Origin of the sequence: Amycolatopsis silviterrae (assembly GCF_042684085.1) — a bacterium.
Taxonomy (GTDB): domain Bacteria; phylum Actinomycetota; class Actinomycetes; order Mycobacteriales; family Pseudonocardiaceae; genus Amycolatopsis; species Amycolatopsis silviterrae.
On sequence record NZ_JBHUKS010000016.1, the window covers coordinates 183,472 to 198,283 of the forward strand.

Sequence of the window (14,812 nt, forward strand, 5' to 3'; positions counted from 1 at the left end):
GCGGGACGCATCGTGGCGGGCCCGCCACTGCGGCCCTGAGGGAATCAGAGTCCGTCAGGGTTCCCCTCACGGACGACCAAACCCGGGGCGAGGCAGGCCCGACAATGGCACCCGCAGCGCCGCCTTGAGTCCCTGGCATTGATCCCCGCGCCCCGGGAACCAGCTCAGCGACCGCGGTCACATACAAATGTCTGACATTCGGTGTTAGGGTCGCCTTATGAACGATCTTCGTGCGCCGAACCGGGTGGCGAGCCTCGCCGCGCAACTCGTGGACACCCTGCGGGAGCAGATCGCCTCCGGCGAATGGCCGGTCGGGATGCGGATCCCGGCCGAGAACGACCTGGTCAAGCAGCTGGGCGTCGGGCGGACGACGGTGCGGGAGGCGCTCGGCGCGCTGGTGCACCTCGGCCTGCTCGAAGCCCGCCGGGGCGACGGGACGTACGTCCGCGCGTCGAGCGAGATGCAGTCCGTCCTGACGCGGCGGGCCAACTCCTCGCGGCGCGACGACGTGCTGGAGCTGCGGGCCGTGCTGGAGGAGTACGCCTCCGGGCTGGCCGCGGTCCGCCGCACCGACGACGACCTGGCCAGCCTGCGGCGGCTGCTCGACGAATCCGAGGTCCGGGACGACGCCGAGACCGCCGCCGAGGCTGACGTCCGCTTCCACCAGGCCGTGGTGGAAGCGGGGCGGAACTCCCTGCTCACCGAGGTGTACGACGTCCTCAGCGCCTCCGTCGCCGAGCAGATCGGCGACACGCTCTGGCCCGAAGCGACCGCCGCCGAGCACACCCGGCTGCACCGCCGGCTGGTCGAAGCGATCGCCGCCAAGGACGAGGTCGGGGCCCGTTACTGCGCCGCCGAAATCGTGAAGCTCACGCAGGCCGGAACGGAGCGGGAGAAGTGACCGTCGCGAATTCCGCCGAGACCGAGGCCCCGGCCGCCCGGGGAAGACCGATCAGCAAACCCGAGTGGTCGGCCGGGGCGCTGCTCGCGATCCTCTTGGTGGCGGCCAATCTGCGCGCGACGCTGACCGGCGTCGGCACGCTGCTGCCGGCGATCGAGCACGACACGGGCCTGCCGGCCTCGGCGGGCGGCGTGCTGAACACCTTGCCGCTGCTCATGTTCGCGGTGACTTCGCCGCTCGTCGGCCGCGTCTCGCACCGGATCGGCTCTACCCGCTTGCTCGTGCTTTCCCTGGCGGTGCTGGCGGCGGGCACGGTGGTCCGGTCGCTGCCGTCGATCGCCTGCCTGTTCGCCGGGACGGTACTGCTGTCGGCCGCGATCGCCGTCGGGAATGTCTTGCTGCCCACGGTGATCCGCACGCACGTCCCCGCCTCGCGGGTGCACACCGTCAGCGCCCTCTACGTCACGGTCATGGGCGTGGTCGCCGCGGTGTCGTCCGGGATTTCCGTTCCGCTGGCCGGAATCTTGCCCGGCGGCTGGCATTCCGCGCTGGCCTGGGCGGTGCTCGTCGCCGTGGCCGCGCTGGCCGGATGGCTGCCCCGGCTGCGCGGTTCGCGTCCGGACCACACCCCGCGGACCCGCGGCGCGCACGCGCGGACCCCGTGGAAATCCTGGCTGGCGTGGCAGGTTTCCCTGTTCATGGGCCTGCAGTCGCTCGCCTTCTACACCGCGGTCGCCTGGCTGCCCAGCATCCTCAGCGGACAGGGCATGAGCACCGCGGCGGCCGGCTGGATGCTCTTCTACTACCAGCTCGTCGCGCTGGCCACCGGCATGGTGCTGCCGTTGCTCACCCGCGGCCGGGCTGACCAGCGCTTCCCTGCCGCGGCGGCCTCGGTCGTCACCGCCGCCGGGTTCGCGATTCTGCTGCTGGCGCCGGGCATCGCGATCGTCGGGTGCACGCTGCTCGGGCTGGGCACCGGGGTGTGCCTCGTGCTCGCGCTGAGCTTCCAAAGCCAGCGCGCGACCGGCCCCAGCGAAACCACCGCGCTGGCCGGGATGGCGCAGTCCATCGGCTACCTGGTCGCGGCCGCCGGACCGCTGCTGCTCGGCATTCTCCACGACGCCACCGGAAGCTGGTCCGGCGCGCTTCTCGCGCTCACCGCGTTGAGCGTGGTGATGGCCTTCACCGGGTACGGCGCCGGGCGCGACCGGCACGTTCGGGCTGGCGGCTGAGCGATGTCGGACGCCGACCAGGTGGCGCGTCAGCTGCTCGCGCTGGCGCGCCTGGTCAAGCGAGCGGAACCGGCGCCGGTCGAGCCGATGTGCTTGCCGCTGCTGGCGATGCTCGCCGAGGAAGGTCCGTTCCGGGCCGGGGAAATCGCCGCGACGCTGGGCGTGCACCCGTCGACGGTCAGTCGCCAGGTCGCCGGGCTGGTCCGGGCCGGACTGGTCGAGCGCCGGGCCGATCCCGAGGACGGCCGCGCCAGCCCGCTCGTCGTGACCGCCGCGGGCCGCCGGATCCTCGACGCCGAGCACCAGCGCCGGGCCGCGCAGTTCGGCACCGCCCTCGCCGGATGGTCTCCGGAAGCCCGGGCCCGGTTCGCGGATCTGCTCGGCTGTTTCGTCAGCGATCTTCAGCGGACCCGGCCTCTTCCGCTCGATGTTATTGAGCGATAACATTCTCACAGCTGATTTACCAGCTCACTGCATCTTCTGAGGTTATTATTCAGTAACTTAGCGCGGGAGGTTCGAGACATGCTCACCCCACCAGGAGCCGCGGACGTGCGCGCGGCCGTGTTCGCACTCGAGGAAGGCCGCATGATCGTGGTGGTCGACGACGCCGATCGGGAAGACGAGGGCGACCTCGTGCTCCCTGCCGGAAGCGTCACCGCCGAGCAGATGGCTTTCCTCGTCGCCCACACCACCGGGATCGTGTGCGCGCCGATGACCGCGGAACGCGCCGACGACCTCGGGCTTCCACCGATGGTCGCCGACAATCAGGACGCACACGGCACCGCGTTCACCGTGTCCGTCGATCACTTGGAAGCGGGAACCGGGGTCTCCGCGACGGCACGCGCGCACACCTGCCGCGCGCTCGCCGACCCGGCCACGCCGCCCGAGCGCCTTCGCCGGCCGGGCCACATCTTTCCGTTGCGCGCCAGGGACGGCGGGGTGCTCGTGCGGGCCGGGCACACCGAAGCCGCCGTCGATCTGCTGCAGCTGGCCGGTCGCGAACCGGTCGGAGTCATCAGCGAATTGATCGGCGCAGACGGCGAAATGCTCCGCGGCACGGCCGTGCGGGAATTCGCCGCCGAACACGGATTGCCCGTTCTCGCCATCGCCGACCTGATCCGTTATCGCCGCACCACCGAGCGGCTGGTCGAACCCGTCGCGACCGCGTCGATGCCGACCGCCTTCGGCGACTTCCGTGCCGTCGCTTACCGATCGAAGCTGGACGGCACCGAGCATCTCGCCCTCGTGATGGGCGACGTCGCCGCCGCCGGCCGCTCCGATCGGGGCGCGCTGGTGCGCGTGCACAGCGAATGCCTCACCGGCGACATCCTCGGCTCGCTGCGCTGCGACTGCGGCACTCAGCTCGAACAAGCGATGCGCGCGGTGGCCGACGAGGGCTGCGGAGCAATCGTGTACTTGCGCGGTCACGAGGGTCGCGGAATCGGGCTCGCGCCGAAGATCCAGGCTTATGCGCTGCAGGAATCCGGCCTCGACACCGTCGACGCGAACGTCGCGCAGGGCCTGCCGGTGGATTCCCGGTCTTACGGCTCCGGCGCGCAGATCCTCGAACACCTCGGCGTCCGGCGGGTGCGGCTCATCACCAACAACCCGGCGAAATGCGCCGGGCTCGCCGAATACGGGCTCGAGGTGGCGGAGCAGGTCGCGCTGCGCGCGGTCGAAACTCCGCAGAACCTCCGTTACCTGCGGACGAAACGGGACCGGATGGGACACCGCTTCGCGGCGCTGGCCGATCCCGTCCTGGAGCAGAAAAGCTCCTGACGCCCCCTCCCGGGAATTGCGGTGCGCGGCCCTCGTCCGGCGGCCGGACATTATCGCCGCCGACCAGCCACAGTGGACTCCTGTTATGGTTTGCGGAGACCACGTCCCGTTTTCAGGAGGAATCACCGCGATGGCACAGAAAGTCCTCGTCGAGATGATCGACGACCTCGACGGCTCCGAGGCCGGGCAGACCGTCCCCTTCGGACTCGACGGAGTCCAGTACGAAATCGACCTGTCCGACGACAACGCCGCCGCCCTGCGCGAGCAGCTCGCGGATTTCATCGCCTCCGCCCGCCGCACCGGCGGACGCAAGACGACTCTGCGGGCCTCGGCCGCGCCGACCGCCGAGGAACGCGAGCGCTCCAAGGCCATCCGCACCTGGGCCCTCGACAACAACTGGGCCATCGCCGAACGCGGCCGCATCCCGCGCGAGGTGGTCGCCGCCTACGAGGAAAGCCAGAAGGAGGAGGCGAAACCCCGCCGCAAGCGCGCGGCGAAAAAGGGCGCCGGGAAATAACATCGCCGGAAATGATCCCGGCGGCGCCCGCCGAGATCATTTCCGGGAAGCCCGCTCCGCCGCCGGGGTTTCGGCGGCGGACGAGCCGAGGCTTCTCGGCGGGAGCGGTTCCGGAAAGCCGAAGGCGGAGATCACGCCGGCCGGGGTTTCGGCATCAGCGGCGGCCGTCAAGCGAGCCGAAGTGCCGACGATCCTCGCCGGAAGCAGCTCCGGAAAGACCGACGACGGAGATCACCCCCGCCGGGATTCGGCCGCAGCCCCCGCTGAGATCGCTCCCCCGCCGAGGTTCGGCAACCAACGCCAGGGACCCAAGCCGGGTGGCCTCAGCCGCCGGACCGTCCATAAAGGACGCCAACGTCAGCGAAATGCCCGATCAACGCCACTATGCCTGTTTCTTCGAGTCCGTGAGGGGCACCCTGAGGGAATCTGATTCCCTCAGGGTGCCCCTCACGGACGACATACCCAGCTCCCGCCGCCCGCGACGGCCCCGGCGCAAGCCAACCCGGCCCGCCAGCCACTTCGGACTGGGCGGATACGCCTCAGCCGCACCCGTCGCCGCCCGAGCCCGCTAGAGTTGGCCGAAACGACGACTTCCACACCCCGGGGGGCTGCGATGGAGTTTCAGGACGTTGTGCGGCGCAGGCGCATGGTGCGCAAGTTCACCGACGAACCGGTGTCCGAGGAGAGCGTCCAGCGGATCATGCGCAATGCGCTGCGCGGGCCGTCCGCCGGTTTCTCGCAAGGGCAGGCTTTCCTGGTGCTGAGGGGCGACGACGTGCGGCGGTTCGCCGACACCCTCGCGTCCTGGACGCTGGACGACGCCACCAAGGCCGCGCCGGTGATCGTGATCCCGTTTTCGGTGAAGGACGTTTACCTCGACCGCTACGCCCAGCCGGACAAGGGCTGGACCGACCGCAGCGAGGACCACTGGCCGGTGCCGTTCTGGTACATCGACACCGGCATGGCCGTCCTGCTCATCCTGCAGACGGTCGTGGACGAGGGCCTCGGCGCGGTGTACTTCGGCATCGGGGCCGAGGATTTCGACAAGGTACGTACCGAATTCGGCGTGCCGGCCGACCACGAGCCGATCGGTGCGATCGCCATCGGCCACGATGCCGACGCCAAGGTCTCCGCGGGCGCCTCTCCGGCGTCTCGCAAGCGGCGGCCGATGACCGAGACCGTCCACTTCGGACAGTGGTAGGCGTTCACTAAGGGCAGTTGCGCTCGGTGCGCCGAGCCGTGCCTCAGCCACGACGTCCAGGCACCCGAGCAGCGCGGTAATCGTCGTCGGCGCGGGCGAGACTGCGAATATCCCGGCGGACCGGGCAGCCGGCTCCATTTTCCGGCTGTCCGCACGCCGGGCACTCCAGCAACGCGAAAATAATTCTAAAAGCGTGCCGAAGCCCGCCGAGGCGGACGGAAAACCGCGAGGGACGCCGCCGGGCACTTCCGGCGAAACCGGGCCGCGAAACGCGCGGAGCAGCCCGGCACCGGCCGAACAGCGCAGCCGGGACGGCCGCCTGCCGCATCGCTCACCCACATGGCACAAAAACGCGCCGGAGACGGCAATTCCCTCGAAAGTGCCATCAATCCCGCGAAGCAGCACTTGCGCATTCCGGTTGAAGCACAATGTCACCGAATCCGGGACCATCGGAACTTGACGACCGCCCGGTTCCGGGCACAACGGGGACCGGCCGCCGCGCGAAACCCCCTTCGCAGAGCGAACTTCCGCCACTCGTCAGTGCCGCGGATTTCACCCCCGCGGAGCAGTTCGACTGCGGCCAACCGGGGAATCCTGTCCCCGGAACCGGTGAAATCCTGGTAGCATCGCCCGGGCGGAGGATGGGTTTGCGGTAAATGCACGACGACGAACAGACTCGCGGGAACCGTTCGCCGGAAGCGTCCCGAATCCGTGGAAAGCTGCCACCGGATGTTGAAAAATAAATCGTATTCGCGGTATTAGTCCTCTTTGCCAGGTTAATGTCTCTTTGCGTGGTCTAGACCTCAATCTTCGCCCGCGCGGCATTTGTCCACCGCGACGCGCATCGAACAGGTCACGAAATTGTCAACACCGACGTCCGTAGGTTACGTCGGCGTTACATCCACCGATTATTAGAGATATGGATCTCACCGAGTACCCGACCGCCCGCCCCGGTCCGGCACCCGACACCGGAGAAGCATTTGCTCAGGTGATGGCCGATGTCACCGGGCAGAAAAGCGTGTCGGCCGACAGCAACTTCTTCGCCGATCTCGGGGCCAACTCGCTCGTGCTGGCACAGTTCTGCGCACGGGTGCGCAAGCGTGCCGATCTTCCCGCCGTCACCATCAAGGACATTTACCGGAATCCGACCATCGCCAGTCTCGTCTCCGCATTGGCCGAGACCGCGCCGGTCGCCGCCGAGCCGCCGGAGCCGGAGCCGGCCTCCGCGCCCGTCCCCGCGGAGCCGCCGAAGCGGGCGAGCCGGCTCGAATACTTCGGCTGCGGGATACTGCAGGTGCTGATCTTCCTGGCCTATTCCTTCCTGGTCGCCCAGGTGCTCGGCGCGGGAACCGACTGGATCATCGCCGGAACCGGCCTCGCCGACTTCTACCTGCGCGCGGTCGGCTTCGGCGCCGCCCTGCTGATCATTCTGTGCACGCTGCCGATCGCGCTGAAATGGATCATCGTCGGCCGGTGGAAACCGGGGGAAATCCGGATCTGGAGCCTCGGCTACGTCCGGTTCTGGATGGTCAAAACCCTCGTCCAGCGGAACCCGCTCGTCCCGTTGTTCGCCGGTTCCCCGCTCTACTCGATGTACCTGCGCGCGCTGGGCGCGAAGATCGGCAAGGGCGTGACGATCTTTTCCCGGTACGTCCCGGTGTGCACCGATCTGCTCACCGTCGGGGAAGGCACGGTGATCTGCAAGGACACCTATTTCACCACCTACCGCGCACAGGACGGGGTGATCCGGACCGGCCCGGTCGCGATCGGGTCGCACTCCTACGTCGGCGAGATGTCCGTCCTCGACATCGAGACCCGGATCGGCGACGACGCCCAGTTCGGGCACGCCTCGTCCCTGCACGCCGGGCAGGCGGTCCCGGACGGGCAGAGCTGGCACGGCGTGCCGGCGGTGCCCTCCGACGTGCGGTACCGGCGGGTCGGGCCGCGGGCCTGCGGCAGCTTCCGGCGGGCGTTCTTCGCCGTGCGCCAGGCGTTGACCGTCATCTTCCTCGGCGCCCCGCTGATGCTCGGGCTACTCGGCCTCGAGGTGAACGTCCTGCCGCACCTGAGCCCGGCGATGGGGCTCGGCACGGCGGACATGGACTTCACCCACCCGATGTTCTACTGGAAGGCGCTCGTCGTCTCCTTCATCCTGTACTTCGGCCTGCGGCTGATCGGCTTGCTGATCGTCGTGCTCCTGCCGCGGCTGCTCAACCGCGCGCTCAAGCCCGGCGAGGTCTACCGCCTCTACACCCTCCGCTACACCGCGCACCGCGTCATCCGCGCGCTCACCAATCTGCGGTTCTTCAAGACCCTTCTCGGCGACAGTTCGGCGATCGTGCACTACCTGCGCGCGGTCGGCTGCCGGATCTCCAAGAAAGAACAGACCGGATCCAATTTCGGGCTCGAGGAGAAATACGAGAACCCGTTCCTGTTCGAGGCCGGCGCCGGCACGATGGTCGCCGACGGCCTGTCGGTGCTCAACGCCGAATACACCAATACCTCGTTCCGGCTGTCGCGGGTGCGCGTCGGGGCGCAGAACTTCCTCGGCAACCACGTCGTCTACCCGGCCGGAGCCAGGACCGGGGACAACTGCCTGCTGGCCACCAAGGTCCTCGTCCCGCTCGACGGCCCGATGCGCGAGGGCGTCGGGCTGCTCGGCTCTCCCAGCTTCGAGATCCCGCGCTCGGTGGAACGCGACAGCCAGTTCGACCATCCGAAGACCCCGGAGGAATTCCGGCGCAGGCTGGCCGCCAAGAACCGGCACAACGCGGTGTCCATGCTGCTGTATGCGGGGTCGCACTGGCTGTTCTTCTACGGATTGCTGCTGCTGACCTGGGCTTCGGACCTCTACTACGTGCACCTCGGCGCCCCGCTGTTCGCGCTCGACACGGTGGTCTTCCTGTCCTACGGCATCCTCTTCTTCGTCGCGCTGGAACGGATCACCGTGCTCATCCAGCCGCTGCGCCCGGTGTCCTGCTCGATCTACGACCGGCGGTTCTGGCGGCAGGAACGCTTCTGGAAAGCGGCCGCGACCGCGACGGTCATGCGTTCGCTCGACGGCACTCCGTTCAAGACCGCGGTGTGGCGGATGCAGGGCATCAAGGTCGGCAAGCGGCTGTTCGACGACGGCACCGGGATCATCGAGAAGACGCTGGTGCGCCTCGGCGACGACGTCGCGCTCAACGTCGGGTCCGTCATCCAGTGCCATTCGCAGGAGGACGGCGGTTTCAAGATGGACCGCATCGAGATCGGCAGCCGCTGCACGGTCGGCGTCGGAGCGCTGGTGCATTACGGCGTGACGATGGGCGAGGGTTCGACGCTTGCCCCGGACTCCTTCCTCATGAAGGGCGCCGAGGTCCCGGCCCACGAGCACTGGGGAGGGAACCCGGCGCACGAACTCCGGGCCGGCCGCCGTCAGCTGGCGGGGAAATCGTGACCGGCCACCGACAACCACGGGAAGGAAGACCCATGACAACCGGACTGGGAGCGGGGCGCGAGCACTGGCGCGAAGTACTCACCGCCGGCGGCCGCACCAGCGTCCCGAGATGGACGCTCGACCCCGGCTCCGCCGTCGGCGACCACGAAACGCCGATCCCGCCGGGCATCGCTGCCTCGTTGCGGCGGCTGGCCGAACAGCTGCGCGTGCCGCTGAGTTCGGTGCTGCTCGCCGCTCACGCCAAGGTGCTGTCCGCGTTGTCGGGCGAGGCCGAGGTGTGCACCGGCTACGTCGCCGGGCCCGGCGGAAAGCCGCTGCCCTGCCGGCTGAGCACCGAGTCCGAGACCTGGCGCGACCTCATCGAGCACACCGCGCGGATCGACGCGCAAACGCTGGCCTTCCGGGATTTCCCGGTCGACGAACTGCGCGCCGAACTCGGCATCCTCGCGCCGCCGTTCGAGACGGTCTTCGACCCGACCGGCACCGCCGGGGACCTCGCCGGGGACACCGTGCTGCAGGTGGACGTCTCGCCCGGGCTGGAGACGCTGCGGCTGCGCTTCCGGACCGGGGTGCTGGACTCCGAAAGCGCCGAACGCGTCCTCGGCTACCACCTGAGCGCGCTCACGCTGATCCGCACCGACGTCAGCGCGCCGCACCGCGAAACGACGCTGCTGTCGGCCGCGGAACTCAAACTGCAGCTGGAAGGGCTCGCCGGACCCCGCGTAGAACTGCCGGACCTGCGCTGCCACGAGCTGTTCCAGCGCAACGTCGCCCGGCATCCGGACGCGGTCGCCGCCGTGCACGGCGAGCGGCAGTGGACGTACCGGGAACTCAACGGGCGGGCCAACCGCCTGGCGAGGGCGCTCGTGGCGCGCGGGCTGCGGCGCGAGGACGTCGTCGCGGTGGTGACCGAACGCAATCTGGACTGGATGGCCGCCGTGCTCGCGGTGTTCAAGGCGGGCGGCGTCTACCTGCCCATCGAGCCGCATTTCCCGACCGACCGCATCGCGACCACGCTGCGCCGGGCCGGCTGCGAGCTGGTGCTGACCGAACTGGGCAGCACGACCACGTTGCGCAAGGCCGTCGAACTGCTGCCCGGCGTGCGGACGTTGTTCGTCGACGCCGCATACGAGGAGGACCACTCCGAAGACGACCTCGACATCGCCGTCGACGCCGGCCAGCTCGCCTACATCTACTTCACCTCGGGCTCCACGGGCGAGCCGAAGGGCGCGATGTGCGAGCACGCCGGGATGGTCAACCATCTCTACGCCAAGATCAACGACCTCGGCGTCACCGCGGATTCGGTGGTGGCGCAGGTCGCGCCGCAGTGCTTCGACATCTCGCTGTGGCAGCTGGTTTCCGCGCTCCTGGTCGGCGGAACCACGCTGCTGATCGAACAGGACGTGATCCTGGACGCGGACCGGTTCGTGGACAAACTCGGCGCGGGCCGGGTCACCGTGGCCCAGGTCGTGCCCTCTTACCTCGAGGTCGTCCTGTCCGCGGTGGACAAGAACCCGGTCGCGCTGCCGGACCTGCGCTGCGTTTCGGTGACCGGCGAGGCGCTCAAGACCGAGCTGGCGCAGCGCTGGTTCGCCACGATGCCGGACGTCAAGCTGGTCAACGCCTACGGCCTCACCGAAACCTCGGACGACACCAACCACGAGGTGATGGACCGTGCGCCGGAGCGGGAACGGGTGCCGCTCGGACCGCCGGTGCAGAACGTGCGCGTGTACGTCGTCGACGAACGGCTGAACCCGGTCCCGCTCGGCGCTCCCGGCGAGATCGTGTTCTCCGGCGTGTGCGTCGGGCGCGGCTACGTCAACGATCCGGAACGCACCGCGCTGGCCTTCACCACCGACCCGCACCGGCCGGGCACCCGGCTCTACCGCAGCGGCGACCACGGCCGCTGGCTGCCCGAGGGCAAGCTGGAGTTCCTCGGCAGACGCGATTCGCAGGTCAAGATCCGCGGGTTCCGGATCGAGATCGGCGAAATCGAGAACACGCTGCTGCAGGTGCCCGGGGTGCGCGACGGCGCGGTGGTCGTGGCGGGCGGGGGCGGGCAGAGCAAGCGGCTGGTCGCGTTCTACTCCAGCCGCGAACGCCTCGACCTCGGCCTGATGCGGGAGCAGCTCGCCGCCGCGCTGCCGGAGTACATGCTGCCCTCGGCGTTCCACTGGCGGGAGCAGTTGCCGTTGACCGCCAACGGGAAGATCGACAAGAAGAACCTCGCCGTGCTGGCCGCCGAACTCGACGCGACGGACGAGGACTACCGCGCCCCCGCCACCGGCACCGAGCAGCGGCTCGCCGGGGCCTGGGCGCAGGTGCTCGGCGTCCGGCCCGGCCAGATCGGCAGGCTGGACCACTTCTTCGACCGGGGCGGCACCTCGCTGTCCGCGGTGAAGCTGGCGATCGCGCTCGACCGCGCGGTCTCGATCAAGGATGTCGCGAAGCATCCGGTCCTCGCCGACCTGGCCGCGCTGCTCGACAGCCGGCCCGGCGCCACCCCCTCCTGAACCGCGGAAATCGAAAGGATTCCACGATGTCGTTGTCCAAATCCCTGCCCAAGACCTCTCCGCCGGACCTGGACGTCCGTCCCGGGCTGCCCGCGCTGCTGCGGGCCGACGCCGGAGGCGACCCGGCGGGCTGGGCGAGCACGCACCGCGAGGCGGTGCGAAGACTCGTCGCCGAAAACGGCGCGGTGCTGGTCCGGGGCCTCGGGCTCGCCGAACAGGCCGTCGTCGCGGCGGTCTTCGGCAGGCTGGCCGACCTGCTGATGACCGAACGGGAGGCGTTCGCGCCCCGCACGGCTCATCCCGGCGGGGTGCACTCCTCGACCGAATGGCCGCCGAACCAGCCGATGTGCATGCACCACGAACTGAGCTACACCCTCGAATTCCCCGGCCTGATGCTGTTCGCCTGCGTCCGCCCGCCGTCCTCGGGCGGGGTCACCGGCGTCAGCGATTCCGCCGCCGTGCTGGCCGCCCTGCCCGGCGACCTGCGCACGCGGTTCGAACGCGACGGCTGGCTGCTCACCCGCAGCTTCAACGACGAGATCGGGGCCTCGGTCGCCGAAGCGTTCGGCACCGAGGACCGCGGCGCGATCGAGAACTACTGCCGCGCCAACCGGATCGAGTTCGCCTGGCAGTCCGACGGCGGCCTGCGCACCCGGCAGCGGCGCAGCGCGATCGTCGGGCATCCGGTCACCGGGCAGCGCTGCTGGTTCAACCAGATCGCCTTCCTCAACGAATGGACGATGGCACCCGAGGTGCACGAGTACCTCGTCGACATCTACGGCGCCGACGGGCTTCCGTTCAACACTTGCTTCGGCGACGGAGAGCCGATCGGCGAGGACGTCGTGCAACTGCTGAACGAGGTGTACGAGGAACACACCGTCCGCGAACCGTGGGAGGCGGGAGATCTCCTGCTGGTGGACAACGTCCGCACCGCGCACAGCCGGGACGCCTACGAGGGCTTGCGCGAGGTGCTCGTCGGGCTGGCCGACCCGGTACGACTTTCCGACTGCTCGCTCGCTTCCGAGGGGAAAACCCAGTGACCACGCTCTCTTCCGCCGGCGCGTCCGAATCCGCCGCGCCGGTCGCCGTGCCGCCGTTCGCGGTGATCTCCGGCGCGCAGGTCCAGCAGGCGCTGGCCGGGCGCGAACGCGAGGTCGTCGACCTCGTCGAGACCGCCTACCGGGTGCACGGCTCCGGCGATTCGGTCAACCCGCCGTCCTATTTCCTGCGCTTCCCCGACCGGCCGGCCGACCGGATCATCGCCCTTCCCGCCTCCCTCGGCGGGAAGACGAACGTGGCGGGGCTGAAGTGGATCTCCAGCTTCCCCGGCAACGTCGCCGCCGGGATCCCGCGGGCGTCGGCGGTGCTGATCCTGAACGACCTCGCGACCGGTTATCCGTTCGCCTGCCTGGAAAGCTCCATCATCAGCGCGACCAGGACCGCGGCGTCGGCCGCGCTCGCCGCCGACTGGCTCAGCCGGACCAGGGAACGGCCAAGGCGGATCGGGTTCTTCGGAGTGGGCCTGATCGCCCGCTACATCCACACCTTCCTCGCCGGCACCGGCTGGGAGTTCGACGAGATCAACGTCCACGACCTGAACCCGGACAGCGCGGCGGGGTTCCGCGGCTATCTGGAACAGTCCGGGTTCGGCGGCGGCATCACCGTGCGCGAGACCGCCGAAGACCTGATCCGCGAGAGCGATCTGGTGGTCTTCGCGACCATCGCCGGCGAACCGCACGTGCACGATCCCTCGTGGTTCGCGCACAATCCGCTGGTCCTGCACGTCTCCTTGCGCGATCTGGCGCCGGAGGTCCTGCTGGCGTCGGCGAACATCGTCGACGACGTCGACCACTGCCTCAAGGCCAACACCTCGCCGCATCTGGTCGAACAGCGGACGGGGAGCCGGGATTTCCTGCTCGGCACCCTGGACGACGTGCTGTCCGGCCGGATCAGCCCGCCCGCGGACCAGCCGCTGATCTTCTCGCCGTTCGGGCTCGGCGTCCTCGACCTCGCGGTCGGAGCCTTCGTCCACGAGAGAGTGGCCGACGCCGGCGGACTGCATGTCATCGAGGACTTCTTCCACGAACTGCGCCGGTATGGCTGAGCGCCGTCCGCCACTGAGCTTTGTCTGAAGGGGAGATCACCGTGCCAGTCATCACCGTTCCCGAAGCCTTCAACGAGGAGGCGCTGTACGTCGACCTCCGCTGGAGTTTCGGCTATTCGCTGTTCCTCAAGTGCGAGGGGTTCAACTTCGCCGGCTCCATCAAGCTGAAGGCCGCCACCGAAATGGTCGACGCCGCCGAGCGCGACGGCCTGCTGCGGCCGGGCTCGATCATCGTCGAGTCCTCTTCGGGCAATCTCGGCGTCGCGCTGAGCATGATCGCGGCCAGCCGGGGGTACCGGTTCCTGTGCGTCACCGATTCGCGCTGCAACCTCGCGACGCGCCGGGCGATCGAGGCGCTCGGCAACGAGGTGCACATCATCACCGAACCCAGTCCCGAGGGCGGTTTCCTCGGGGCGCGCATCGACCACGTGCGCGCGCTGTGCGCGTCCGACGACCGCTACGTGTGGCTCAACCAGTACACCAACCCGGACAACTGGGGCGCGCACTTCCACCGGACCGGCCCGGAGATCGCGGCCGCGTTCCCGAGCCTCGACGTGCTGTTCGTCGGGGCGGGCACCACCGGCACCCTGATGGGCTGCGCGCGGTTCTTCCGGCAGTGGCACCGGCCAGTGCGGATCGTCGCGATCGACAGCGTCGGCTCGGTGACCTTCGGCGGCCCCGCCGGCCGCCGGATGCTGCCGGGGCTGGGCACCAGCGTGCGCCCGGCGATCCTCGACGAGTCCTATGTGGACGACGTGGTCACGGTCGAGGAGCCGGACTCGGTCCGGGCGTGCCACCGGCTGGCGCGCAACGGGTTCCTGTTCGGCGGGTCGACCGGGACCGTGGTCAGCGGGGCGACCAGCTGGCTGTCCGAGCACGACGCGCACCATCTGACCGCGGTGGCCGTCGCCCCTGACCTCGGCGAGCGCTATCTCGACACGATCTACCAGACCAACTGGCTGCAGGGCATCTACGGAGAGGACGTGCTTTCGCCCCGGCCCCGGCAGTCGGTCTGAGCTGAGCCGCGCGGGCGGCGCATCGGCCGCCGTCCGTGAGGGGAACCTTCACGGACTCTGATTCCCTCAGGGTTCCCCTCACGGACCTGACGCCAGGCCCGCGTGATCCG

General features: G+C 69.3%; 11 protein-coding genes. All 11 read left to right on the top strand.

The window, feature by feature from the left end; all coding sequences use genetic code 11:
• Positions 1-217 precede the first annotated feature (217 nt).
• The 11 genes from ACFSVL_RS23630 to sbnA all read left to right on the top strand — a co-directional run bounded on the left by ACFSVL_RS23630 (position 218) and on the right by sbnA (position 14,702).
• On the top strand, positions 218-901 hold the full coding sequence (locus ACFSVL_RS23630) for a FadR/GntR family transcriptional regulator (RefSeq protein ID WP_378307612.1): 684 nt from the start codon (positions 218-220) through the stop codon (positions 899-901).
• A complete protein-coding gene (locus ACFSVL_RS23635) occupies positions 898-2,133 on the top strand; it encodes a CynX/NimT family MFS transporter (RefSeq protein ID WP_378307614.1) in 1,236 nt (411 codons plus the stop codon). Before ACFSVL_RS23630 ends, ACFSVL_RS23635 begins: the two co-directional genes overlap by 4 nt.
• 3 nt (positions 2,134-2,136) lie before the next feature.
• Entirely contained in the window at positions 2,137-2,577 is a 441-nt protein-coding gene (locus ACFSVL_RS23640; RefSeq protein WP_378307616.1) for a MarR family winged helix-turn-helix transcriptional regulator, read from the top strand.
• A gap of 78 nt (positions 2,578-2,655) precedes the next feature.
• Positions 2,656-3,912, top strand: a complete 1,257-nt coding sequence (locus ACFSVL_RS23645) for a bifunctional 3,4-dihydroxy-2-butanone-4-phosphate synthase/GTP cyclohydrolase II (RefSeq protein ID WP_378307618.1) — start codon at positions 2,656-2,658, stop codon at positions 3,910-3,912.
• A 130-nt stretch (positions 3,913-4,042) separates the two neighbouring features.
• Positions 4,043-4,429 carry a histone-like nucleoid-structuring protein Lsr2 gene (locus ACFSVL_RS23650; protein ID WP_378307620.1) on the top strand — a complete coding sequence of 129 codons (387 nt, stop codon included), beginning with the start codon at positions 4,043-4,045 and terminating at the stop codon, positions 4,427-4,429.
• A gap of 613 nt (positions 4,430-5,042) precedes the next feature.
• Entirely contained in the window at positions 5,043-5,630 is a 588-nt protein-coding gene (locus ACFSVL_RS23655) for a nitroreductase family protein (protein ID WP_378307622.1), read from the top strand.
• Between the two features lie 919 nt (positions 5,631-6,549).
• The gene (locus ACFSVL_RS23660) at positions 6,550-9,069 is read left to right on the top strand and encodes a Pls/PosA family non-ribosomal peptide synthetase (RefSeq protein WP_378307624.1); all 2,520 of its coding nucleotides are present in this window, start codon (positions 6,550-6,552) and stop codon (positions 9,067-9,069) included.
• 32 nt (positions 9,070-9,101) lie between these two features.
• Entirely contained in the window at positions 9,102-11,582 is a 2,481-nt protein-coding gene (locus ACFSVL_RS23665) for a non-ribosomal peptide synthetase (protein ID WP_378307626.1), read from the top strand.
• 26 nt (positions 11,583-11,608) lie between these two features.
• The gene (locus ACFSVL_RS23670) at positions 11,609-12,622 is read left to right on the top strand and encodes a TauD/TfdA family dioxygenase (RefSeq protein WP_378307628.1); all 1,014 of its coding nucleotides are present in this window, start codon (positions 11,609-11,611) and stop codon (positions 12,620-12,622) included.
• On the top strand, positions 12,619-13,686 hold the full coding sequence (gene sbnB, locus ACFSVL_RS23675) for a 2,3-diaminopropionate biosynthesis protein SbnB (RefSeq protein ID WP_378307630.1): 1,068 nt from the start codon (positions 12,619-12,621) through the stop codon (positions 13,684-13,686). The genes ACFSVL_RS23670 and sbnB overlap by 4 nt, the downstream gene beginning before the upstream one ends.
• A gap of 41 nt (positions 13,687-13,727) precedes the next feature.
• Positions 13,728-14,702: a 2,3-diaminopropionate biosynthesis protein SbnA gene (sbnA, locus tag ACFSVL_RS23680; RefSeq protein WP_378307632.1), complete on the top strand. Its 975-nt coding sequence runs from the start codon at positions 13,728-13,730 to the stop codon at positions 14,700-14,702.
• The last annotated feature ends 110 nt before the right edge of the window (positions 14,703-14,812 follow it).

What these genes read in the sequence shown, in the direction of transcription:
- ACFSVL_RS23650 (WP_378307620.1), top strand. Translation starts at nt 4,043, where the DNA reads ATGGCACAGAAAGTCCTCGTCGAGATGATCGACGACCTCGACGGCTCC.
- ACFSVL_RS23660 (WP_378307624.1), top strand. Translation starts at nt 6,550, where the DNA reads ATGGATCTCACCGAGTACCCGACCGCCCGCCCCGGTCCGGCACCCGAC.
- ACFSVL_RS23665 (WP_378307626.1), top strand. Translation starts at nt 9,102, where the DNA reads ATGACAACCGGACTGGGAGCGGGGCGCGAGCACTGGCGCGAAGTACTC.
- ACFSVL_RS23655 (WP_378307622.1), top strand. Translation starts at nt 5,043, where the DNA reads ATGGAGTTTCAGGACGTTGTGCGGCGCAGGCGCATGGTGCGCAAGTTC.
- ACFSVL_RS23670 (WP_378307628.1), top strand. Translation starts at nt 11,609, where the DNA reads ATGTCGTTGTCCAAATCCCTGCCCAAGACCTCTCCGCCGGACCTGGAC.
- ACFSVL_RS23630 (WP_378307612.1), top strand. Translation starts at nt 218, where the DNA reads ATGAACGATCTTCGTGCGCCGAACCGGGTGGCGAGCCTCGCCGCGCAA.
- ACFSVL_RS23645 (WP_378307618.1), top strand. Translation starts at nt 2,656, where the DNA reads ATGCTCACCCCACCAGGAGCCGCGGACGTGCGCGCGGCCGTGTTCGCA.
- ACFSVL_RS23640 (WP_378307616.1), top strand. Translation starts at nt 2,137, where the DNA reads ATGTCGGACGCCGACCAGGTGGCGCGTCAGCTGCTCGCGCTGGCGCGC.